Below are 21,953 nucleotides of genomic sequence, written 5' to 3'. Positions count from 1 at the left end.
ATTCTGTGCTCTGTTGGGGTGCGGAAACGTTGGCGCGGTCGCGTGACGATCCTAACATGACGAGACATATGAGGGTTCGTACGGCCAGGGGCAAGTTTGCGCGGGGCGCAGCACCCGTGCAAGGCAGTCTGGCGACCCGGCGGAAGGATGCGACCATGAATCAACAGGCTGTCGACCCGCATGCGGCCCCGGCTGCTCCCGAGCGCTGGCCGACCGAGATCCGCCTCTCGGGCGACAAGCGCACCCTGAACGTCGCCTTCGAGGATGGCGGTCGCTTCGCCCTGCCGGCGGAGTACCTGCGGGTGTCGAGCCCGTCGGCCGAGGTCCAGGGGCACTCGCCCTCCGAGCGCAAGGTCATCGGCGGAAAGCAGGACGTGGCGATCCTCAAGGTCGAGCCCATCGGCAACTACGCGGTGAAGCTGACCTTCGACGACATGCACGATACCGGCCTGTTCGGCTGGGGCTACCTCTACGATCTCGGGCGCGAGTACCGGAACCGCTGGGCGACCTACCTGTCCGAATTGCAGGACCGGGGCCTCAGCCGCGAACCCGTGCGCCGGGCGCCGAAGCCGGCCACGCCCCCGAGCGAGGGGAGCGGAAGCTGCGGCAGCGGCTGCGGTTGCCACTGACCGCCTGATCCGCGCCCCGATCCCGAAAGCCGACCCCGAAAGCCGTCCGATGACGCCCTCCGCATGACGCCTTCGACCCAGCCGGCGACGAGCCGGCGCGTCCTCGCGCTCGCGCTTCCGATGACGCTCGCCAACGTCACGACGCCGCTGCTCGGCTTCGTCGGCGCCACCGTGATCGGCCGGCTGGGCGACGCGGCGCTCCTCGGGGCGATGGCGCTGGGGGCCGTGATCTTCGACGCGATCTTCTGGTCGTTCGGCTCGCTGCGCATGGCCACCGCCGGGCTGACCGCGCAGGCAGTGGGCGCCAACGATGCGGCCGAGGTGGACCGCACGCTGGCCCGCGCCCTGGCGGCGGCTGTGCTCGTCGGCCTGGCGATCGTGGCGCTGCAGGGTCCGATCGGCCGGGCCGCCTTCTCCCTCAGCGGCGCCAGCCCGGCGGTGATCGCCGGCCTGTCGGCCTATTTCCACATCCGCATCTTCGCCGCGCCCTTCACCCTGGCGAACTATGCCATTCTCGGCTCGGTGCTGGGGCGCGGGCGGACCGATCTCGGCCTGATGCTGCAGGTCGCCATCAATCTCACCAACATCGCGCTCACCCTGGCGTTCGTCCTCGGGGCGGACATGAGCGTGGCCGGGGCCGGGCTCGCCACCCTGATCGCCGAGGTGGCCGGCGCGGGTCTCGGCCTGATCCTGCTGGCCCGGCTCGGCTCGCGCCCCTTCGCGGTGCCGTTCCGGGTGGTGCGCGATCCCCTGGCGCTGGCCCGGATGCTCAGCGTCAATGCCGACGTGATGATCCGGACCCTGCTGCTGGTCGGCTGCATCACCCTGTTCTCCGCACTCGGCGCACGCTCGGGCGACGTGGTGCTCGCCGCCAACGCCGTCCTGTGGAATCTCTTCATGATCGGCGGCTTCTTTCTCGACGGGTTCGCCACCGCCGCCGAGACCCTGTGCGGGCAGGCCGTGGGCGCCCGGGACGAGGCTCGGTTTCGCCGCGCCGCCGCCTTGAGCCTGCTCTGGTGCCTGGCCTTCGGTGGCGCCATCGCGGCCGGCTTTCTTCTGGCCGGCAACCTCTTCATCGACGCGGTGACCACCAGCCCGGAGGTGCGGGCCATGGCCCGGCTCTACCTGCTGCCGGCGGCCCTGGCGCCCCTGATGGCGGCCGTGCCCTTCGCTTTCGACGGTATCTATATCGGCGCCACCTGGACGCGGGCCATGCGCAACCTGATGCTCGCCGCGAGCGCGCTCTACGGAGTCGCCCTGTTGACCGCCCACGCGGCCGGCCTTGGCAATGGCGGGCTGTGGCTCTCGTTCCTGATTCTCCTGGCCGGGCGCGGGATCAGCCAGGCGCTGGCCTATCCCGGGCTGGTGCGCCGGACCTTCGCCGGGCGCGACGCGATGCCTCTGGATAAACGCGTGTCGGATTTCACGCCGGCCTGACACCATTTCGCGATGCGGGTTGAATTCCCGTCGTACGGATAGGCTTTGGACACATACGAAGCGGATATGAACTGTCGGATCATCATCGATCTACTTGCCTGTTCATGCTCTGCCTCAGTTTGGAATGGTTCTGATTAAGGAACGTGACGAAAAAGCCTCTTTGCTTGTTATGTTCGCTGGTCTACGCGCTAGCCACGATGCGCAAGATTCTTTCCTCCCTTCTCTCCGCCACCTTGGCCGCCACCCTGATCGTCGGAGGCGCCGCGTTCAGCGGGCGCGTCGAGGCGAAGGAGACGCCGATCGGTCCCCACGTGACCCAGAACGGGATCGAGGTCGGCGCCGTCTACCTGCAGCCGATCGAGATGGACCCGCCGGACATGATGCGCGCCGCCGCGCAGTCCGACATCCACCTGGAGGCGGACATCCATGCCGCCAAGGACAACCGCAACGGCTTCGCCGAGGGTGACTGGGTCCCCGCCCTGGTGGTGAATTTCGAGATCACCAAGCTCGAGGGCGAGGCCGCCACCGGGCCGAAGGTCGCCGGTTCGCTGATGCCGATGGTCGCCAATGACGGCCCGCATTACGGCGACAACGTCAAGCTGTCCGGCCCCGGGCGCTACCGCCTGAAGCTGACCGTGGCCCCGCCCGGCGCCAACAGCCATTTCGGTCGCCACGTCGACAAGGAGACCGGCGTCGCCGAATGGTTCAAGCCGTTCGACCTGATTCAGGATTTCACCTTCGCGGGAATCGGCAAGAAGGGAGCCTATTGAGCCCCATGGCCGTTCTGCCCCGAACCCTTTTCGCAGCCCTCGCGGCCGGCCTCCTTGCCACCGCCCCGGCGCGGGCCGAGGATCTGCCGGTCATCAAGGTCGAGATGAAGGATGGGGCCATCACCCCGAACGTCATCGAGGTTCCGGCCAACACCCGTTTCAAGCTCGAGATCACCAACACGGGTACCAGTCCGGTGGAGTTCGAGAGCCTGGAACTGAAGCGCGAGAAGGCGCTGGCGGCGGGGGCGACCTCGTCCATCGTGTTCCGCACCGTCGATCCCGGCACCTACGACGTGTTCGACGACTTCCATCCGAACGCGAAAGCGACCCTGGTGGCGAAGTGAATCGCTCCACCCCCCTGAAGCGCGTGACGAAGTGAGCCTCCGGGGGCCGCTTCGATGTTGAACTCTAATCCCGGCGAACTCCGACCCCGGTGAACTCCGACCCCGGCACAGAACCCCTGGTGAATCGAACCGGAATGGCGGCCTCGACTTCCCTCACGCCGCGCGACGCCCGAGATGCCTGGATCGACGCGAAGCTCGCCGATCTCGGGCAGTGGCTGCAGCGCCATGGCGGCACCATCCGCACCATCCAGTGGGGCGTGGTGGCGGTCTACCTCGTGCTGGTCGCCGTGCCGGCCTTCCTGCCGCTGCCCGATCGCAGCGCCCATCTCTGGAACAATCTCACGGTCTTCGCCCAATTCGCCTTCTGGGGCATCTGGTGGCCCTTCGTGCTGGTCAGCATGGTGGTGGTCGGACGGGCCTGGTGCGGCATTCTTTGCCCCGAGGGCGCTCTGACGGAATTCGCCAGTCGCTGGAGCCTGGGGCGCGCCGTGCCGCGCTGGATCACCTGGGGCGGCTGGCCCTTCGTGGCCTTCGCCGGGACCACGGTCTACGGCCAGATGGTCAGCGTCTACGGCTATCCGAAGCCGGTGCTGGCGGTGCTCGGCGGCTCCACCGTGGCGGCGATCGTCGTCGGGCTGCTCTACGGCCGCAACAAGCGAGTTTGGTGCCGCTATCTCTGTCCCGTCAACGGGGTCTTCGCGGTGCTGGCCAAGCTGGCGCCGGTGAGCTTCCAGGTCGACCACGCCGCCTGGGCCACCTCGCCGAAACCGAAATCATCCCCGAACCAGAAAAGCGAGAGCTTCAACTGCGCGCCCCTGGTGCCGGTGAAGACCATGAACGGCGCCGGCGCCTGCCATATGTGCGGGCGCTGCTCCGGCTATCGCGGCGCCGTGCGCCTCGCGCGGCGCTCGCCCACCCACGAGATCGTCCACGTGGCCGGCTCCGAGCCGAGCCTGGACCAGACCGTGCTGATCCTGTTCGGCATGATGGGCCTCGCGGTCGGCGCCTTCCAGTGGTCGTCGAGCCCCTGGTACATCGACGCCAAGCAAGCGCTCGCCACCTGGTTGATCGAGCACGGCCTCACCTGGCCCCTCGAGACCACGCTGCCCTGGTTCATCCTGACCAACTACCCCGAGCACAACGACGTGCTCAGCCTGCTCGATGGCGGGCTGCTGCTGGGCTACATCGCCGCCGCCGCGGTCGTGCTGGGCGTCTCGCTGTCGGCCCTGGTCGGGCTCGCGACCCTGTCGCTCGGCGGCTGGTCCCTGCGTCGCTTCCACCATCTCACCCAGACGCTGATCCCGGTGGCGGGCTGCGGCGTCTTCCTCGGCCTCTCGGCCCTGACGGTGACGTTCCTGCGCGGCGACGGCATCCACATTCCCTACGTCTCGGAAATGAGGGCCGCGCTCCTCCTGGGTACCAGCCTGTGGAGTGTCTGGCTCGCCTGGTCGGTGGCGGGCCTCTCGGCCGGGGGGCTGCGCCGCCTCGGCGCGACCCTCGGCATCGCGGCGGCCTGCTCGCTCTCGGTCTACGGCTGGGCGCTGCTGTTCTGGATCTGGTAGGGCGACCGGTTCGGTCGCGCGTGCCAATACATAAGGAATCCTCCGCATGATCGGAGCCTTCGTCATCGCCTTCCGCGAAGTCATCGAGGCGGGCCTCATCATCGGCATCGTGCTCGCGGCGACGCGCGGCATCGCCGGGCGCGGCCGCTGGATCGGCCTCGGCGTGGTCGGCGGCCTCGCGGGCGCGGCCCTGGTGGCCCTGTTCGCCGAAAGGATCTCCGATGCCTTCGAGGGCGCCGGCCAGGAAATCCTGAACGCCGCCGTGCTCATCGTCGCCGTGCTGATGCTGATCTGGCACAACAGCTGGATGGCCAAGCACGGGCGCGAACTGGCCGGCGAGCTGCGCGCGGCCGGCGAGGCGGTCCGCACCGGTCAAAGCACCGCCGCCGGCCTCGCCCTGGTGGTCGGCGCCGCCATCCTGCGCGAGGGCGCCGAACTCGTGCTGTTCCTCTACGGACTCGTCGCCTCCGGCACCTCCGGGCCCGACATCCAGTTCGGCGCCTTGGCCGGCGTCGCGGTCGGCGCCGCCACCTCCGCGGTGAGCTATTTCGGCCTCGCGGCGATCCCGACCCGCTACGTCTTCTCGGTGACGAGCGGCCTCATCGTCCTGCTCGCCGCCGGACTCGCCGCCCAGGCCGCGCAGTTCCTCACCAATGCGGGCCTGATCACCGTGCTCGACCGGCCGCTGTGGAACACCTCCTCTGTCCTGCGCGAGGACAGCATGGTCGGCCGCGTGCTCCACGCCCTGGTCGGCTACACCGACCGGCCGAGCGCCATGCAGGTGCTGGTCTATCTCGGCACCATCCTGGTCATGGTCGCGCTGATGCAGGTGTCGTCTGCCGGCAAGCGCCGCCAGCTCCGCACCGCCTGACCGCCGATGCACGTCAGCCACGCCCTCGACGCGCCGGCCAGTCCGGCCATCGGTTTCGACGCCTTCCTGGCGGTGGACATCCGCGTCGGGATGGTCGTCTCGGCCGAGCCGTTCCCGGAGGCGCGCAAGCCCGCCCTCAAGCTCGTCATCGATTTCGGGCCGGTGATCGGCCGGAAGCGCTCGAGCGCCCAGATCACCGAGCATTACCGGGCCGAGGATCTGCCCGGCCGGCAGGTTGCGGCGGTGGTGAACTTTCCGCCCCGCCAGATCGGCAGGTTCCTGTCGGAGGTGCTGACCCTCGGTTTCGCCGATGCCGACGGTGCCGTGGTGCTGTTCCGCCCCGATCAGCCGGTGCCGGACGGCAGCCGCCTGTTCTGAGGACAAAGCGTTCGGAGGGCCGCTTGCCCGGAGCGCGGTTTTTCGCCATCCCTGTCCGATGAGCGACCGCGACGACGACGAATCCGGCATCGAGTGGGACGACGGGTTCGCTGCCGAACTGGTCGGCGCCACGCTGTTCGTCGGCGTCACCTATCTCGACCACGATGGAACCCTGATCCGCCGCCAGCAGGTCTTCGGCCGGGTCGAGACGGTGGATGCCGAGGCCGGAATCACGATCCAGCCCTTCGACGGCGCCGCGTCGTTCACGATGGTGCCGATCCTGGAGGCCATCGAGCCGGCCGATCCCGGTTCGTACCAGCTTTCGCCCGAGGATCCGGTGGTCGAGAACCCGGACTATACGGTGATCTTCAGCCTCACGGCCCCGCTTCGTCACTGACGGGCGCCCGCTTCTAGCGACGCAGGGCGGCTCCATGCGTCCAGTCGGCCAGCCGGGCGGCGAGGGACGGTCCGTCGCCGGAGAGGACGACGATCTTGAGGCGGGCGGTTTCGCCGGAGGCGATCCGGATGTCGGATCGACGGAGCTTCAGGGTCTTGGCCAGATACGCGATCAGCGCCGCGTTGGCCGCGCCCTCCACGGGCGGCGCGGCCACCCGGAGCTGCAGGGCGATCCGCCCCTCCGCATCCGCCACCAGACCGTCCAACCCGTTGCGGCTCGCCCGCGGGGTCAGCCGTACGGCGAGGCGGAGACCCTCGGGGATCTGTTGATAGGGCTCGTCCATCCGTCACCGATGCGGGATCGTATCCGGTCTATCCATGTCTCGGTCTCGACTTGTCTCGTCTCGCCCGGAGCCGGACATCCCTCGGTGATCGCGCGGTGCGCTGCAACAAATTCGGTGGAATGCCACGCTAATCCGGCCGTCCCGGGGTGTCCTGGCCGGCGTGCTGCACTAAGCTTCCGGGAAAACCACAGGAAGCCCCGATGTCCGACCTCCGCCTGCGCCGCAGCGTGCTCTATATGCCCGGTTCGAACCAGAGGGCGCTCGATAAGGCCAAGACCCTGTCCGCCGATTCGCTGATCCTCGACCTGGAGGATGCGGTGGCGCCGGACGCCAAGGATCTGGCGCGCGAGCAGGTCTGCGCGGCGGTGAAGGGCGGCGGCTACGGCACGCGCGAGATCATCATCCGGGTGAACGCGCCGCAGACGCCCTGGGGCGAAGCCGACCTCAAGGCCGCCATCGAGGCGCGGCCCGACGCGATCCTGATGCCGAAGGTGTCCTCGCCGGCGGTGCTGGAGAGCATCGCCAATCATCTCGAAGCCCTCGACGCCCATGAGAGCATCGCCGTCTGGGCGATGATCGAGACCCCGGCGGCGATTCTGAATATCCAGGAGATCGCCAAGGCGCAGCGCGACCGGCGCACTCGGCTGACCTGCTTCGTGCTCGGCACCAACGATCTGGCCAAGGACACCTGGGCGCAGCTCGTGCCCGGCCGGGTGCCGATGCTGCCCTGGATGATGTTCACCCTGGCGGCCGCCCGCTCCGAGGGGCTGACCATCCTCGACGGCGTGTGGAACGACATCGAGGACGTGGATGGCTGCCGGGCCGAGTGCCAGCAGGCCCGCGACCTCGGCTTCGACGGCAAGACCCTAATCCACCCCAACCAGCTCGAGCCGGCCAACACCTGCTTCGCCCCCTCGGACGAGGAGGTCCGCCGCGCCCGGCTGGTGATCGAGGCCTTCGAGAAGGCGGAGAACGCCAAGCGCGGCGCCATCAAGATCGAGGGCCGAATGTACGAGCGCCAGCATATCAGCATGGCCCGCCGCGCGGTGAACTGGCGCGAGGCGATTGCCGCCAAGGGCTACTGACAGCCTCGTGCGGCGGCATGGCGGAACACCCTCGGGCGTCGGTGCTTGTCCCGGCTGAAACCGGGCGCCACCGCGCGCCCGCTCCATCCAGGACAGAGCCGACCGCATGAGCCCGATCCTCCAACCCTTCACCCTGGGCGATCTGACGCTCAAGAACCGCGTCGTGATGGCGCCGCTGACCCGCAGCCGGTCCTCGACCGAGGGGGTGCCGCCGGATTTCGCGGTGGATTACTATGCGCAGCGCGCCAATGCTGGGCTCATCATCAGCGAGGCCACCAACATCTCGCCCCAGGCAGTGGGCTACGCCTACACGCCGGGGATCTGGAGCGACGCGCAGGTCGAAGCCTGGAAGCCCGTCACCGCCGGGGTCCATGCCAATGACGGCCTGATCTTCCTTCAGCTCTGGCACACCGGCCGGATCTCGCACCCGGACGTCCAGCCGGACGGACAGCTGCCCGTGGCGCCCTCGGCGCTGAAGCCCGAGGGCACGGCCTTCACGGAATCCGGGATGCAGCCGCACGTCACGCCGCGTGCCCTGGAGACCGACGAGATCCCCGGCATCGTCGAGGATTACCGCCGGGCTGCCGAGAACGCCAAGCGCGCGGGCTTCGACGGAGTCGAGATCCACTCGGCCAACAATTACCTGCTCGAACAGTTCGTGCGCGATTCCACCAACCACCGCACCGACCAGTATGGCGGCTCGATCGAGAACCGCCTGCGCTTCCCGCTCGCCGTGGTGAAGGCAGTGACCGAGGTCTGGGGCGGCGGCCATCGCGTCGGCATCCGGCTCTCGCCCGCCACCACGGAGCCCGGCAAGACGCCGCTCGACAGCGACCCGAAGGCGACCTTCGGCGCCTATGTCGAGGCCCTGAACGCATTCGACCTGCTCTACGTGCACACGATCGAGGGGGTGACGCAGCAGACCCGCGACGTGCCGGATTCGGTCGATTTCGGGCAGATCCGCGAGCGCTTCAAGGGCGCCTATATCGGCAACAACCAGTACACCCTGGCTCTGGCCGAGAAGGACCTGGCGGAGGGCCGGGCCGACCTCTTCAGCTTCGGGCGCCCCTACATCGCCAATCCGGATCTGGTGCAGCGCCTCGAAACCGGCGCCCCCCTGGCCGAGGCCCCGAAGCCATACTGGTACGGCGGCGGCGCCAACGGTTACTCGGACTGGCCGGGGATGAACGGGCCGGTGGCGATCAAGCGCTGATCCGCCGATTTCGTCTCCCCCGCAGGGAGGGAGCAAGAGTTGGGGCTTCGCTGAGTGACCTTACAGTCTTGGAAGCTGGCGGAGTCACCTGTCTCGTGACCCTTCCCACGCGGGCAGGTGATCGCAAATTGAACCTCAGGGTCATTCCGGGGCGCCGCAGGCGAGCCCGGAATCCAGAGCCGCTGACGGTGCAACGTCTTGCGCCACCTGCGTTTCTGGGTCCCGGGCTCCGCTGCGCGGCCCCGGGATGACTCGGTAGTAAAATTGATCTTTCGGCACGCACATCAGCGAATGTCATTTCCTTCCATACCGGGAAAGGATCGACATCGCGGCGTTGGCCGGAACTTCCCAGCTCGGAGCGGTTCTGCTCAACCGTGCAGGTGGGCCAGCACAGCGTCGCCGGCCGCGTTGAGCGCGTAGCGCGTGCGCTGGGTCCGGGCGTTTCGCTCGGTCAGTGTCAGCAGGCCCGCATCGCTCGCCAGGGTCTCGACCGCCCGTAGCACCAGGGCGTGCTCGATGCCGAACACCCGGGCGAAGCTGCGGCTGTCGTCGGCGAGCCGGAGGTGGAGGCCGGCGAGGATGCCCGCCTCCAGGGTCGTGAGCCCGGGCTGAAGCGCGGCCACCGAGTCGGTCGCCGCCAGGAAGGTCTCGGCGTCCGCGGGCGGTTCGCTCATGCGGCCAGCGGGGCGCGCAGGCGAACCAGGACCGACTTCGAGGTCGGCGTGTCGCTCTCCGCGCCGAAGGTCGAGAGCGGAACGAGCACGTTGAGTTCCGGATAGTACCCGGCGAGCGAGCCGCGCGGCATGTCGAAGGGCACGAGGCGGAAGTTCTCGGCCACACGGGTGACGCCGTCCGCATGGGTGCCGACGATGTCGACCCGGTCGCCGGTCAGAGCGCGGATTTCGGCGAGGTCGTCCGGATGGGCGAAGACCACCCGGCGCTCGCCGTAGACGCCACGATAGCGGTCGTCGAGGCCGTAGATCGTGGTGTTGTACTGATCGTGGCTGCGGAAGGTCTGAAGCACGAAGGTGCCCGGATCGCGCTTCGCCTGCTGATGCTCCGTGCTCTCCGGCAGCGGATGGGCGGCGAAGTTGGCCCGGCCGGTCGGCGTCTCGAAGTTCCGCTCGGCCGCCAGATTGCGCAGCATGAAGCCGCGCGGGCGCCGGACGCGCAGGTTGTAGCCGGTGAAGCCCGGGATCGTGCGCTCGATCAGGGTGCGGATGCCGTCGTAATCGTCGGCCAGAGCCGCCCAGTCGACCCGCTCCGATCCGACCGTCGCCGCCGCCATGCCGGCGATGATGCCGATCTCCGAGCGCAGTTCGGGCGAGGCCGGCTTGTTGATGCCACCCGAGCCGTGGACCATGCTCATCGAATCCTCGACCGTGACGATCTGGGTCTTGCCCTTCGAGTTGCGGTCGATCTCGGTGCGGCCGAGGCAGGGCAGCAGGTAGGCGACGCGGCCCGACACGAGGTGGGAGTGATTGAGCTTCGTGGCGATGTGGACGGTGAGGTCGCACGAGGCCAGGGCCTTGGCCACCAGGGTGGTGTCCGGCGTCGCCCGGGCGAAATTGCCACCGAGACCGATGAAGGCCTTCGACGAGCCGTCGAGCATCGCCCCGATGGCGGCGAGCACGTTGTGGCCGTGCTTGCGCGGCGCCGCGAAGCCGAACTCCTGCTCAAGGGCGTCGAGGAGGCTCGCGGGTGGCTTCTCGTTGATGCCCACCGTGCGGTCGCCCTGCACGTTGGAATGGCCGCGCACGGGGCACAGGCCGGTGCCGGGGCGCCCGACATGGCCGCGCAGCAGCATGACGTTCGCGAGTTCGCGGACGGTGGCCACCGAGTGTCGGTGCTGGGTCACGCCCATCGCCCAGGTGCAGATCACCTTGTCGGCGGCGAGGTAGACCCCGGCCGCCACCTCGATATCGGCACGGGACAGACCGGACTGATCCTCGATCGCGTCCCAGGTGGTGGCATCGACGACGGCCCGGTAGGCCTCGTAATCGGCGGTATGGTTGCGCAGGAAGCTGCGATCGAGCAGCGACGGCTTGCCCGCGGCGAGCGCCGCGTCATCGGCCGCGAGCACGGCTTTCGCGATGCCCCGGAAGGCCGCCATGTCGCCGCCGAGGCGTGGTTGGTAATAGTGGCTCGCCACGGGCGCGCTCGCGCCGCGCAGCATCTCCACGGTGTTCTGCGGATCGGCGAAGCGCTCCAGGCCGCGCTCGCGCACGGGGTTGAACACCACCACCTTGGCGCCGCGCTGGGCGGCACGCCGCAGATCGCCGAGCATGCGGGGATGGTTGGTGCCGGGATTCTGACCGACGACGAAGATCGCATCGGCCTTCTCGAAATCCTCGAGCAGGACGGTGCCCTTGCCGACGCCGATCGCCGCCTGCAGGGCGATGCCGCTGGCCTCGTGGCACATGTTGGAGCAGTCGGGGAAGTTGTTGGTGCCGAAATGGCGCGCGAAGAGCTGATACAGGTAGGCGGCCTCGTTGGAGGCGCGGCCGGAGGTGTAGAACTCGGCCTGATCCGGCGACGCGAGGCCGCGCAGAGTGGCGCCGATCTCGGCGAAAGCGGCATCCCAGGTGGTGACGACGTAGCGGTCGGCAGCCGCGTCGTAGCGCATCGGATGCGTCAGGCGGCCTTCGCCCTCCAGGGCGTAGTCGGTCCAGCCGCGCAGCTCGGTCACGGTGTGCTTGGCGAAGAACTTCGGCGGGGTGCGCTTGTCGGTGGCCTCCCACGAGACCGCCTTCACGCCGTTCTCGCAGAACTCGAAGGAGGAGCCGTGCTCCGGATCGCCCCAGGCGCAGCCCGGGCAGTCGAAGCCGTCCGGCTGGTTGGCCTTGAGCATCGCCCGCGCACCCGAGAGCGGCGCCCGGCTCCCCAGGAGATGCTTGCCGCAGCTTTTCAGCGCGCCCCATCCGCCGGCGGCGGAGGAACGCTTGGGGGACGCGACCGGATGATCCATCGAGGGTCCTGGCTGAGACACGGGTGCTATCGAAGAGACGAGAACGCTGCTCCCGATATCGCAGTGCACCGGAACGGCTCAACGATGCAAAAACGCAGGCCAGGCCTGCGCTTAGGGGTGCCATGCGTTTCGTGCAGGGCGGCTTTCCGAGAGGTTAAACTCATTCGAAACCGCAACGCCGTCCCGGCTATGCAGGACGCATGGGTCTCGGGCATGGAGAGCGGGCCGGAATAACGGGCAAATCTGGCGGGCACGGTTTTTGAGCAAAATCCGCGCAACGAGGCCGTGGTCTCCGGGACACCCGACACGCCGATGAGATCGAAGCTGCGAAAGCCGACATCATGAGGACGCCCGTTCGGGTCTTTGCCGCCCTGGCCACCGCCATCGCCGTCGGGGTGGCGGTGATGGCGCATGATCGCCAGATCGGGGCCGAGTGGGCCGTCTCCCGCGAGCAGATCGCCGATGCCCAGGCCTACGGCAAGCCGGGTGTCGAGCTCGCGCCGGGGCGGATGGTGACCGAGCCGCTGCCGAGCGAGGCGGCGGGACGCCTGCCGTTGAAGTGGATCCTGCTCGGCCTCGCGGCCGGAGGGGCGGTTCTGGCCGGCACGGGGCGACGTCGGCCGCGCTGAGCGGTCTGAATGGGTCCCGCCCCGCGATCGGTGCCCGGCCGACGCGGGCGTCAGCCCGCCATGGTCGCGAGGCTGGAGGCGTCGCGGCCGACGACGGAGGCGAGGCTCGTCGCGTGGTCGGCCTTGAGATGGGCGACGAGGCCGCGCTTGATCTCGGGGATGAGCCCCGGCCCGGCATAGACGAGGCTCGAATAGAGTTGCACCAGGCTGGCGCCCGCCCGGATCTTGGTCCAGGCGGTCTCGGCGGAGTCGATGCCGCCGACGCCGATCAGGGGCAGGCTCGCGCCGACCCGCAGGTAGGTCTCGGCCAGAAGGCGGGTCGACGCGGCGAAGAGCGGCCGGCCCGACAAACCGCCCGTCTCCCGGGCGAGGGCGGTGTCCCGCAGGCTCTTGGGGCGAGCGATCGTGGTGTTCGATACCACCAGGCCCGATACGCCGCGCCGCTGCGCCGTGGCGGTCATGGCGTCGAGGCTCGCCAGCGTGATGTCGGGGGCGATCTTGAGCAGGATGGCGGTGGCCGGATGGACGGCGTCGCGGGCCTCGACGGCCCGGGCCAGAAGCTCGTCGAGGAAGGCTTCGCCCTGAAGATCGCGCAGGCCCGGCGTGTTCGGCGACGAGACGTTGACGGTGACGAAGTCGACCAGCGGCGCCAGGGCGCGGGTGCAGGTCACGTAATCGGCGAGGCGGTTGGTCGAGTCCTTGTTGGCGCCGATGTTGACGCCGATGCGGCCGGGCCGTCCCTGGCGGGCGGCGAGGCGCGCGTGCACCACGTCGAGCCCCTCGCTGTTCAGGCCGTAGCGGTTGATGACCGCGCCGTCCCGCGTCAGCCGGAAGACGCGCGGGCGGGGATTGCCCGGCTGCGCCTTCGGAACGACGCCGCCGACCTCGACGAACCCGAAGCCGAGACCGAGCAGCGCATCCGGCACCTCGGCCCCCTTGTCGAACCCCGCCGCGAGACCGACTGGATTCGGAAAACGTCGGCCCAGAACCTCGATTTCGAGGCGCGGATCGTCGGCCCTCGGGTCGAGAACCGGCAGGGCGGACAGGCCACGCAATGTGAGATTGTGCGCGGTCTCGGCGTCGAGCCGGTGCAGGAGTGGTTTCGCCAGCGGAAACAGCGCGCCAATCATGCCCGTGCGCCCGAATTCACCGCCTGGGAACTCAGATCGCCCGGGAAGACGTGCCGGCCATCGGCACTGAGCGGCAGGTCGACCACGAAGCGGACCGCGCCGAGATCGAGGGGTCCGTACAGATGCGGGAACAAGTCGCCCCCTCTCGAAGGTTCGTATCGCAGGGCGTCGCCCAGGGCTTCGGCGTCGACGGCCACGAGCAGGAGGTCGTCGACGCCGGCGAAGTGGCGCGCGGCGGTCTCGATCACCTGAGCGGCAGTGGAAAAATGGATGTAGCCATCGGCCAGGTCGATCGGAGCCCCCTCGAAGCGGCCCGCCGCTTCGGCCCGGCGCCAGAGATCCCGTGGAGAGAGCTTGTAGACGATCGACATGCCCGCTCCCTAACGGGTTTCCGGGAGGCGATCAAACCACGTTCCGGGCGGCGAAACCGCAACCTCACCGACCAAGTTAACCGGATGGGTTGTCAGGGTTATCGGGCGCGGACATCCGGCCGCATTTGCATTGCTCACGAGATTGCTATCTAAACGAATTAGTTCTACTTTCCTATCACTAGGCTGGACGTCTTAGCCGTAGCACGCGTTGAGCTTTCGATGCTGTCTCATGAACAGATCTGGACCGCGATCGACCGCTTGGCGGAACGTCACGGATTCTCCGCATCTGGTCTGGCGCGGCGGGCCGGCCTCGACGCGACGAGCTTCAACCGGTCGAAGCGCATCGGACCCGACGGGCGAAAGCGCTGGCCCTCCACCGAATCGGTCTCGAAGGTCCTGTCCGCCACCGGCGCCAGCCTCGATGAATTCCTGAGGCTGATCGAGGTTCGGGAGGGGCCGGCGCGCACCATGATCCCCCTTGTGGGCATGACGCAGGCGGGGGCGGGGCGTCTGTTCACCGACGAGGGCATGCCGACCGGCGGTCCCGGCTGGGAGGAGATCGAGTTTCCCGACCTCGGCGACGACCGCGCCTTCGCCCTGGAGGTGCAGGGCGACTCGATGGCGCCGCTCTACCGCGACGGCGACGTGCTCATCGTGTCGCCCACCGCCGGCGTGCGCAAGGGCGACCGCGTCGTGGTGCGCCTCGCCGCCGGCGAGGTCCTGGCCAAGGAGCTGAAGCGCAAGACGGCGCGGACCATCGAGCTGGCCTCCCTCAATCCCGATCATGAGGACCGGGTGGTGAATGTGAGTGATATCGCCTGGATCGGCCGGGTGATGTGGGTGCGGCAGTAGCCCGACCACCCGCGGCTTTGCCGCCCCTGCGGTTACGGCTATGCCTGTCGGCCACAGGGGCCGCGTGCCTCGCAGCGGCGGACAGGCCATGGCATCGCCCCGAACGGACGAGCATGCGGCGGTCGAAGAGACGGCCGGCGAGGGTGCGGTCGAGGCCGGGATCGCGGCCTGCGTGGCCGCTTCGGCGGTGCCGACCGCTCTCCTGGCCTCTGAGGAAGCCGGCGGCCGCATCGTCGCCGCCAACCGAGCCCTTCACGCACTCGCCCAACGCGCATCGGACGCGCCCCTCGATGGCGACCTGCGGGCGCTCCTCGGCTTCGATGCGGACCGGGCGGCGGCGACCCCCCTCGACCCTGTTTTGTCCGATCGCTGCCCGGACGGCGTCGAGGTGCTGGTCCGCCCCGCCGGGGGCGCGGCCTTCTGGGCTGAGGTCTTCGTCGTGCCCATCCCCGGAACTCCGTATCGTCTCGCTCAGATCATCGACGTGACCCGCCGGCGCGACGCCGAGGGTGCGTTGGCGCTCTCGCGTCAGCGCGAGGCGCTGGGACTGCTCACCAACAGCGTGGCCCACGAGTTCAACAACTTCCTGCAGATTCTCATCGGCTACATCGATGGCCTGAAACGTCGCCTCGGGGACCGGGAGGAGCCCTTCATCCAGCGGGCGATCCTGCGCTCGACCGATGCCGCCGAGCGCGCCACGATCCTCACCCGCCAGCTGCTGGCGTTCTCGCGCCGCATCGCCCCGGATGTCCGCCCCGTGGACCTGAACCGCCTGATCGAAGTGTTCGGCGCCCGCATCGGCCCGACGCTGCCCACGCGCATCACCCTGGAGATCCGCACCATTCCGGGTCTCGCCTGCGGCCTGAGCAATCCGAACCAGATCGAGCTGGCGCTCAGCCATATCGTCGCCAATGCCTGCGAGGCGATGCCCGCCGCGGGCCGCATCACCGTGGCGACCTTCTCGGTTCCGCCCGGGGATCGGGCGCTCCAGCGTCCGGGCGACGGCGCGGTCGGGATCACTGTGACCGACGAGGGGCAGGGCATGTCGCCCGAGATGGCGGCCCGGGCGCTCGCCCCCTTCGTCACCAGCCGCGAGGCCGGCCGCGGCACGGGGCTGGCGATCGTGCATGGCCTGGTCAAGCGCCAGAACGGTACGGTGACGATCGACTCGAAGCCCGGAGAGGGCGCCACGGTCCGGATGGTCTTCCCCGCCGCCCTTTGAGCACGCACAGGGCGGAGCGAGCGGACATCTCCGTTGGAATTCCCGAAGATCAACGGACTAAAACTCCGGCGCGAACGTCACCATATCAGGAGCGGCGTTCGCGCCGAGACTTCCGTGATGTTCATCAGAGGCGTTTTCATGCTCACCTCCACCACTCGCCGTAAGCGCGCGGCGTCCGTCCTCGCGCTCGCCGCGACGCTGGCGCTCGCTCCGCCGGTCGTCGAGGCGCGTCCCGGAAGCGGCAGCAGCGGTGGCATGGGCTCGCGCGGGTCGCGCACCTACGCACCCCCGTCGGCGACCACCACGGCTCCCGGCGCTCCGGCTCCGATCCAGCGTTCGCAGACCCAGCCCGGTCCCGCCATGGGCAATCCCGGGATGAACACCGCCGCGCAGCCCGGCCGGCGCTTCGGCGGCGGCTTCATGGCCGGCCTGCTCGGCGCGGGCCTGCTCGGCGCACTCCTGGGCGGCGGCTTCTTCGGGGGCCTCGGCGGCATCGCCTCGTTCCTCGGTTTGATCCTGCAGGTCGGCCTCGTGGTCCTGCTCGTCGCCTTCGCGGTACGCTGGTTCCGCCGGCGCCAGGGCCAGCCGGCCGCCGCCGGTCACGCTCGCCAGAATCTCGACGGTGGCGGCATGAACCCCGGCCCGATGGCGGGCGGTTCTCTGGGTGGTGGTCCTCTGGGTGGCGGCTACGGCAACGCCCAGCGCGGTCCCGCTCCGGTCCAGCCGGTTCAGGCGCGTCCGGTCCAGATCGGACCGGGCGATTTCGAGAGCTTCGAGATCAACCTCAACGACGTGCAGGCCGCCTATGGGCGTGAGGATGTGGCCGCACTCCGCAACCTCGCCACCCCGGAAATGGCCGGCTACTTCATCGAGGAACTGCGGGCCAACGAGGCACGCGGCGTCGTCAACCGGATCTCCGACGTCAAGCTCCTCCAGGGTGACCTGTCCGAGAGCTGGGGCGAGGGCAGTGCCGAGTACGCCACGGTGGCGATGCGCTACGCTATCAAGGACGTGACCTTCGACCGCAAGACGCAGCGGGTCGTCGAGACTGGCGAGCCCGAGGCGGTGGAGCTGTGGACCTTCGTGCGCGAGCGCGGCGGCCGCTGGATCCTCTCGGCGATCCAGCAGGGTCGCTGAAGCGACCGGCTTCGAAAGCGAGCCTGTGAACGAAAGGCCCCCGCGCGGAGACATCCGCGCGGGGGCCTTTCGCGTTTCAGAAGGCGGTGATCAGGTCGGCCTGTAGGCCTGCGCCATCGCCACGAAGGCCGAGACCGGAACCTCCTCGGCCCGTGCGGTCTCGGGAATGCCGGCCGCGTCCAGCAGCCGGGCCGGATCAGGAACTGCCGCCTTCAGACTCTGGCGCAGCATCTTGCGGCGCTGCCCGAAGGCCGCCCGGGTGATCGCCTCGAGAGCCTGGACCGAGCAGGGCAGGGGCGCGCGCCGGGGTGTGAGCCGCACGACCGACGACGTCACCTTCGGCGGCGGCACGAAGGCCGACGGCGCCACGTCGAACAGGATGTGCGCCTCCGTCCGCCAGCCGCAGAGGACACCGAGGCGGCCGTAATTGGCGCGGTCGTTCTCGTCCGCCACGATGCGTTCGGCGACTTCGCGTTGGAACATCAGCGTCAGGGAATTCCACCAGGGCGGCCAGGCCGCACCGGCGAGCCAGCCCACCAGTAGGGGCGTGCCGATATTGTAAGGCAGGTTGGCAACGATCCGCGCCGGCCCGGACCCGATCAGCGGCACCGGGTCGAAGGCGAGGGCATCGGCATCGACCACGTCGAGGCGACCGGGATAATGGGCGGCGATCTCGGCCAGCGCCGGAAGCGCACGGGGATCGCGCTCGATGGCGATGACCCGGGCGGCCCCCTCTGCCAGGAGCGCCCGGGTGAGGCCGCCGGGACCGGGGCCGATCTCGACCACGGTGACGCCGTCGAGCGGCCCGGCCGAGCGGGCGATCCGCCCAGTCAGGTTGAGGTCGAACAGGAAGTTCTGGCCAAGCGCCTTCTTCGGCTCGAGGCCGTGCTTGCGCACCACCTCCCGCAGGGGCGGCAGACCGTCGCTGCTGGTGCTTCCGTCCTCGCTCACGCGCCGGCCTTCACGAGGCGCGCGGCGAGCTGCAGGGCCGCCATCAGGCTGTCGGGCCGCGCGATGCCCTTGCCGGCGATGTCGAAGGCGGTGCCGTGGTCCGGCGAGGTGCGGATGAACGGCAGGCCCAGGGTGACGTTGACGCCCTCGTCGAACGCGAGGGTCTTGATCGGGATGAGGGCCTGGTCGTGGGTCGGAGTCAGCGCGACATCGTAATTCGCCCTTGCCCGCGCGTGGAACAGGGTGTCGGCCGGAAGAGGCCCCCGGATGTCGATGCCCTCGGCCTGCAGCTGAAGCACCGCCGGCTCCAGCACGTCGCGGTCCTCGGTGCCCATGGTGGCGTTCTCCCCCGCATGCGGGTTGAGCCCGGACAGGACGAGACGGGGCCGGGCAAGGCCGAAGCGCCGGCGCAGGTCGTGATCGACGATGCGGGCGGTGCGCATCAGGAGGTCCTGCGTCAGCAGCTCCGGCACCCGCCGGAGGGCGACGTGGATGGTGACCGGCACCACCGCCAGGGTCTCGCTCCACAGCATCATCACGGGCAGCGGCGGGGTCTCGCCGGGGGGCACCGCGCAGGCGGCCAGGAACTCGGTATGGCCCGGATGCGCGAAGCCGACCTGGGTCAGGACGTATTTGGCGATCGGATTGGTGACGAGGGCGGTGGCGGCTCCGGAGCGGACAAGCTCTACCGCCGTGGTGATCGATTCGAGAATCGCGCCGGCATTGGCGGCATCGGGGCGTCCGGACTCGGCGTGGACGGCCGCGCCGCTCGGCAGGGCCATCACCGGCAGGGCACGGCCGAACACTTCCGTGGCGAGATCCGGTCCCACATCGGCGATCGGCACCTGCAGGTTCAGCTCGCTCGCCCGCCGCTCGATGAAGGCGGGATCGCCGACGAGGAAGAACGGCGGCAGACCCGCCCCGGCGTCGCGCAGGCGCCAGGCCATCAGGGCGATTTCGGGGCCGATCCCGGCGGGGTCTCCGAGCGTGAGGGCGATGGGCCCATGCAGGCTGCTCATCGCGATACGCTCCGGGTTCGGTCGGCTGTCCGCCTCAACGGACCGTCGAGATGCCATCGGCCGTGATGGCCGTGTTCAGGTTCTGGCGGAAATCCGCCTCGCCCAGCGTCTTCAGCTCCAGCCGCAGCAGCACCGTCCGGTTGCGCTCGCTGGTGCCGAGGGAGGCGGCGACCGGCGAGACGATGTAGTTGACCGAGATGGTGGTGCACTCGTCCTGGTAGCCCCCGCCGATGCTCATGCCCGACAGGTAGGCGCGGCCGGGATTCCGATAGACCGGCGCGTCCCCGACCGGGTTGGCAAGGTAGGACGCATAGGCTGTCTGGAAGTTGTCGCGCACGTCGAGATAGTGCGACAGGTCGACCAGGGCCGAGCCGGTGACGAACCAGTTCGGCGTGACGTGGTAGGTGGCCGAGGCGGTCACGCCCTCGCGCCGATTGGCAAAGCCGAGGGCCGGCTGGGCCCGGTAGTAGGAATAGAACGCCGAGAGGTCGATCGGCGCGAACGGCGCCAGTCGGGCGATCACGCCGGTCTCGACCCGGTTCACCCCGAGGTCGGCGTGATCGAAGCGCCCGCGCGTGATGAAGGTGATGTTCTGGTTCGGCGAGAGCTGGAACCGGCCGACGAAATCGGAGGCCCGGCTGTCGAGGCCGGAATCGAGGCCCACATTGGCGATGTCGCCGCGGCGGAACGAGTTGACGCCAGCGATCTGGATCGACTCGCCGAACATCACGTTCGCGTACCAGCCGGCCGGGGTCACGACGGAGTATTGCGCGCCGAGATTGGTGCGGACACCCCCTTCGACCCGGTCGTAGCCCGAGAACTTGTCCCACTCGAACAACGAGGTGTCGTCGAAGATCAGGCTCTGGGCGTCTTCGTTGGGCAGACGGCCGATCCGGGTCTCGCTCGGGCGGGCGATGACCTGGGCGATCGGCTCAAGGGTGTGGACGCCGAGGGGACCGAAATTGCTGACGAACGGATAGCGGTAATCGAGGCCGACCGCCGGCAGGACCCGGCCGGAAAAGTCCGAATCCTGCGTCGCGATGTTCGTCGACAGGGCGTTCTGGTAGCCCGAATTGCGCGGATCGACGAAGAACGCGTCGGTGCGCAGGTAGGCGAAGGGCGTGAAGACCTGGCCGACATCGTCGATGAAGCTGCGGCGCCAGGAGAGCTGGGCCGACCCGCGGGTGTTGGTTCCGGCAAGGCCCCGGATGACGCACTGGCCGCGCGAGAACGACGTGCAGGTCTCGTAGAGGTAGTAGGTCCGGCCGTTGATGGTCGGAGTCTGCAGGTAGGCGGTCGGCGTTCCGATGGCCTGGAAGTCGGTCGCCTGCCGGTTCAGGCTGGTGATGTTGGCCTCGAAGCGGACCTCGCCGCCGAGGAAGCCCGGCCCGTTGATGCGCTTGTCGTAGTCGATCACCGGCGCGACGAAGGGCTGCTCCTTCTGCCAGTCGAAGCTCGACAGGCCCTTGAAGTAGTAGCCCCGCGCCTCGAACCACGAGCGGTCGCCCTGACCGATCAGGAAGGCGGTCGACACCGCCTCACGGAAGTAATCCGTCGTGATGCTCTGGTTGCGGATGCGGTAATTGTCGAGGAACCACTTGTCGGTGACGCCGACGATGTCCCAGCCCGTACGCCAGCGGTCGTTGATGTAGAACTGGCCCTTGGTCTCCACCGAGCCGCGGAAGTCACGGTCTCCGGCGCCGAGCGGTCCGGGCAGGAAGGCGCTCGGCGTCGTCTGGAAGATGCCGGACAGGCGCAGGTTGTACGAGCCGGATTCCAGCCGATGCCGGAACTCGGCCTGACCGAGTACGCCCTGGTTGCTCAGGAAGGCGGGTGAGAGCGTGAGATCGTAGTTCGGCGCCAGATTGACGAAGAACGGCGTCGCGAGTCCGGAGCCGAGCGCCGTGGAGGTGAGGAAGCGTGGCGTCAGGAAGCCGGTCTTGCGCTTCACCGTCGGGTCGGCGGTCTCGAAATACGGCAGATAGGCGATCGGGATGCCGCCGATCTCGAGGGTCGATTCCTCGAAGGCGACGGTGTGGGTCTCGTTGTTGTGGACGATCTTGGTGGCGCGGATCTGCCAGAGCGGCGGCGTCTCCGGGTTGTTCTTGCACGGCTCGCAGGCGGTGTAGGTGCCGTATTCGAAGCTGGTGCTGTCGCCCTCGATCCGCTCGGCGCGGGGCGCCGAGAACCGGGTCCGCACGGTCTGGCCGTTCAGCTCGACGTTCTGCTGCACCCGCAGCGCATCGATGAAGCCGTTCCGGAAATCGTCGGTCAGCTCCATCTTGGCGCCGGTGACGACGTCGCCCGAGGCTTCGGTGAGGCGCACGTTGCCCTCGGCGAAGACCCGGCTGGCCTTGCGATCGTAGATGACCCGGTCTGCCTGCAAGACGCGCGGGCCGTAATGCAGCTCGGCATTGCCGCGCGCCGTCACGGTGTTGCGATCGTTGTCGTAGATCAGCTCGGCGGCCTCTACGAGGAGGCGCTCGACGGGTTTACCGGATTCGACTCTGTTGGATTCGGGTTTTCCCGCGGCGGTTTTCGGCGCGGCCTGCGCGCGGGCCGACCCTCCGAGCGGCGCGGGTGCGACGACGGTGAGCAGTGCCACGAACCCCGTGGCCAACGCGATGTCGGCGACCTTACGCAAC

At 68.9% G+C, this 21,953-nt stretch carries 22 protein-coding genes; 14 read left to right on the top strand and 8 right to left on the bottom strand.

Features of this window, described 5'->3' with window-relative positions:
- Positions 1 to 155: 155 nt before the first annotated feature.
- The 8 genes from J7U37_RS08025 to J7U37_RS07990 all read left to right on the top strand — a co-directional run bounded on the left by J7U37_RS08025 (position 156) and on the right by J7U37_RS07990 (position 6,388).
- A complete protein-coding gene (locus J7U37_RS08025; RefSeq protein WP_247635365.1) occupies positions 156 to 629 on the top strand; it encodes a DUF971 domain-containing protein in 474 nt (157 codons plus the stop codon).
- Between the two features lie 63 nt (positions 630 to 692).
- The gene (locus J7U37_RS08020; protein WP_247635364.1) at positions 693 to 2,066 is read left to right on the top strand and encodes an MATE family efflux transporter; all 1,374 of its coding nucleotides are present in this window, start codon (positions 693 to 695) and stop codon (positions 2,064 to 2,066) included.
- A 197-nt stretch (positions 2,067 to 2,263) separates the two neighbouring features.
- Positions 2,264 to 2,836, top strand: coding sequence for an iron transporter (locus J7U37_RS08015; protein ID WP_247635363.1), 573 nt, complete (start codon positions 2,264 to 2,266; stop codon positions 2,834 to 2,836).
- 5 nt (positions 2,837 to 2,841) lie between these two features.
- Positions 2,842 to 3,180, top strand: a complete 339-nt coding sequence (locus J7U37_RS08010) for a cupredoxin domain-containing protein (RefSeq protein ID WP_247635362.1) — start codon at positions 2,842 to 2,844, stop codon at positions 3,178 to 3,180.
- A 134-nt stretch (positions 3,181 to 3,314) separates the two neighbouring features.
- Entirely contained in the window at positions 3,315 to 4,742 is a 1,428-nt protein-coding gene (locus J7U37_RS08005) for a 4Fe-4S binding protein (RefSeq protein WP_056478793.1), read from the top strand.
- Positions 4,743 to 4,788: 46 nt separating this feature from the next.
- Positions 4,789 to 5,613, top strand: coding sequence for an FTR1 family protein (locus J7U37_RS08000; protein WP_247635361.1), 825 nt, complete (start codon positions 4,789 to 4,791; stop codon positions 5,611 to 5,613).
- A 6-nt stretch (positions 5,614 to 5,619) separates the two neighbouring features.
- Complete coding sequence (locus J7U37_RS07995; protein ID WP_247635360.1) at positions 5,620 to 5,991, top strand: tRNA-binding protein; 372 nt, start codon at positions 5,620 to 5,622, stop codon at positions 5,989 to 5,991.
- Between the two features lie 58 nt (positions 5,992 to 6,049).
- The gene (locus J7U37_RS07990) at positions 6,050 to 6,388 is read left to right on the top strand and encodes a hypothetical protein (protein WP_056189868.1); all 339 of its coding nucleotides are present in this window, start codon (positions 6,050 to 6,052) and stop codon (positions 6,386 to 6,388) included.
- Positions 6,389 to 6,401: 13 nt separating this feature from the next.
- On the opposite strand, the gene J7U37_RS07985 is transcribed toward J7U37_RS07990, so the two are convergent.
- Positions 6,402 to 6,731, bottom strand: coding sequence for a DUF167 domain-containing protein (locus J7U37_RS07985; RefSeq protein ID WP_056189871.1), 330 nt, complete (start codon positions 6,729 to 6,731; stop codon positions 6,402 to 6,404).
- A 200-nt stretch (positions 6,732 to 6,931) separates the two neighbouring features.
- Between J7U37_RS07985 and J7U37_RS07980 the strand changes: the two genes are divergently transcribed.
- Together J7U37_RS07980 and J7U37_RS07975 are read left to right on the top strand one after the other, a co-directional pair.
- Positions 6,932 to 7,816 (top strand): CoA ester lyase, encoded by an 885-nt coding sequence (locus J7U37_RS07980; protein ID WP_056189874.1) that lies wholly within the window; start codon positions 6,932 to 6,934, stop codon positions 7,814 to 7,816.
- A 106-nt stretch (positions 7,817 to 7,922) separates the two neighbouring features.
- Positions 7,923 to 9,029 (top strand): alkene reductase, encoded by a 1,107-nt coding sequence (locus J7U37_RS07975; protein ID WP_247635359.1) that lies wholly within the window; start codon positions 7,923 to 7,925, stop codon positions 9,027 to 9,029.
- 368 nt (positions 9,030 to 9,397) lie between these two features.
- Here the strand turns inward: J7U37_RS07975 and J7U37_RS07970 are convergent, their stop codons facing one another.
- Both J7U37_RS07970 and J7U37_RS07965 read right to left on the bottom strand, forming a co-directional pair.
- Positions 9,398 to 9,703 (bottom strand): hypothetical protein, encoded by a 306-nt coding sequence (locus J7U37_RS07970; protein WP_056478809.1) that lies wholly within the window; start codon positions 9,701 to 9,703, stop codon positions 9,398 to 9,400.
- Positions 9,700 to 11,997, bottom strand: coding sequence for an FdhF/YdeP family oxidoreductase (locus J7U37_RS07965; protein ID WP_247635358.1), 2,298 nt, complete (start codon positions 11,995 to 11,997; stop codon positions 9,700 to 9,702). Before J7U37_RS07965 ends, J7U37_RS07970 begins: the two co-directional genes overlap by 4 nt.
- A gap of 341 nt (positions 11,998 to 12,338) precedes the next feature.
- Here J7U37_RS07965 and J7U37_RS07960 point away from each other — a divergent pair, with 341 nt between their 5' ends.
- Positions 12,339 to 12,626, top strand: coding sequence for a hypothetical protein (locus J7U37_RS07960; RefSeq protein ID WP_247635357.1), 288 nt, complete (start codon positions 12,339 to 12,341; stop codon positions 12,624 to 12,626).
- 50 nt (positions 12,627 to 12,676) lie between these two features.
- Here the strand turns inward: J7U37_RS07960 and J7U37_RS07955 are convergent, their stop codons facing one another.
- Entirely contained in the window at positions 12,677 to 13,756 is a 1,080-nt protein-coding gene (locus tag J7U37_RS07955) for a quinone-dependent dihydroorotate dehydrogenase (RefSeq protein ID WP_247635356.1), read from the bottom strand.
- A complete protein-coding gene (locus tag J7U37_RS07950) occupies positions 13,753 to 14,127 on the bottom strand; it encodes a DUF952 domain-containing protein (RefSeq protein ID WP_056478818.1) in 375 nt (124 codons plus the stop codon). Before J7U37_RS07950 ends, J7U37_RS07955 begins: the two co-directional genes overlap by 4 nt.
- Positions 14,128 to 14,346: 219 nt before the next feature.
- On the opposite strand from J7U37_RS07950, the gene J7U37_RS07945 reads away from it, so the two are divergent.
- The 3 genes from J7U37_RS07945 to J7U37_RS07935 all read left to right on the top strand — a co-directional run bounded on the left by J7U37_RS07945 (position 14,347) and on the right by J7U37_RS07935 (position 17,338).
- The gene (locus tag J7U37_RS07945; RefSeq protein WP_056189898.1) at positions 14,347 to 14,979 is read left to right on the top strand and encodes a helix-turn-helix transcriptional regulator; all 633 of its coding nucleotides are present in this window, start codon (positions 14,347 to 14,349) and stop codon (positions 14,977 to 14,979) included.
- Between the two features lie 88 nt (positions 14,980 to 15,067).
- Positions 15,068 to 16,201: an ATP-binding protein gene (locus J7U37_RS07940; RefSeq protein ID WP_247635355.1), complete on the top strand. Its 1,134-nt coding sequence runs from the start codon at positions 15,068 to 15,070 to the stop codon at positions 16,199 to 16,201.
- 138 nt (positions 16,202 to 16,339) lie between these two features.
- Positions 16,340 to 17,338, top strand: coding sequence for a TIM44-like domain-containing protein (locus tag J7U37_RS07935; RefSeq protein WP_247635354.1), 999 nt, complete (start codon positions 16,340 to 16,342; stop codon positions 17,336 to 17,338).
- A gap of 90 nt (positions 17,339 to 17,428) precedes the next feature.
- Here the strand turns inward: J7U37_RS07935 and rsmA are convergent, their stop codons facing one another.
- From rsmA to J7U37_RS07920, 3 genes are read right to left on the bottom strand one after another with little or no spacing between them, the layout of a single operon-like run.
- A complete protein-coding gene (gene rsmA, locus J7U37_RS07930) occupies positions 17,429 to 18,289 on the bottom strand; it encodes a 16S rRNA (adenine(1518)-N(6)/adenine(1519)-N(6))-dimethyltransferase RsmA (protein WP_056478821.1) in 861 nt (286 codons plus the stop codon).
- Positions 18,286 to 19,308 carry a 4-hydroxythreonine-4-phosphate dehydrogenase PdxA gene (gene pdxA, locus J7U37_RS07925; RefSeq protein WP_247635353.1) on the bottom strand — a complete coding sequence of 341 codons (1,023 nt, stop codon included), beginning with the start codon at positions 19,306 to 19,308 and terminating at the stop codon, positions 18,286 to 18,288. Before pdxA ends, rsmA begins: the two co-directional genes overlap by 4 nt.
- 34 nt (positions 19,309 to 19,342) lie before the next feature.
- Positions 19,343 to 21,952, bottom strand: coding sequence for an LPS-assembly protein LptD (locus tag J7U37_RS07920; RefSeq protein WP_247635378.1), 2,610 nt, complete (start codon positions 21,950 to 21,952; stop codon positions 19,343 to 19,345).
- Between the last annotated feature and the right edge of the window lies 1 nt (position 21,953).

Origin of the sequence: Methylobacterium sp. 37f (assembly GCF_023093475.1) — a bacterium.
Lineage (GTDB): Bacteria > Pseudomonadota > Alphaproteobacteria > Rhizobiales > Beijerinckiaceae > Methylobacterium.
This window is presented reverse-complemented; position numbering and strand designations above follow the sequence as displayed.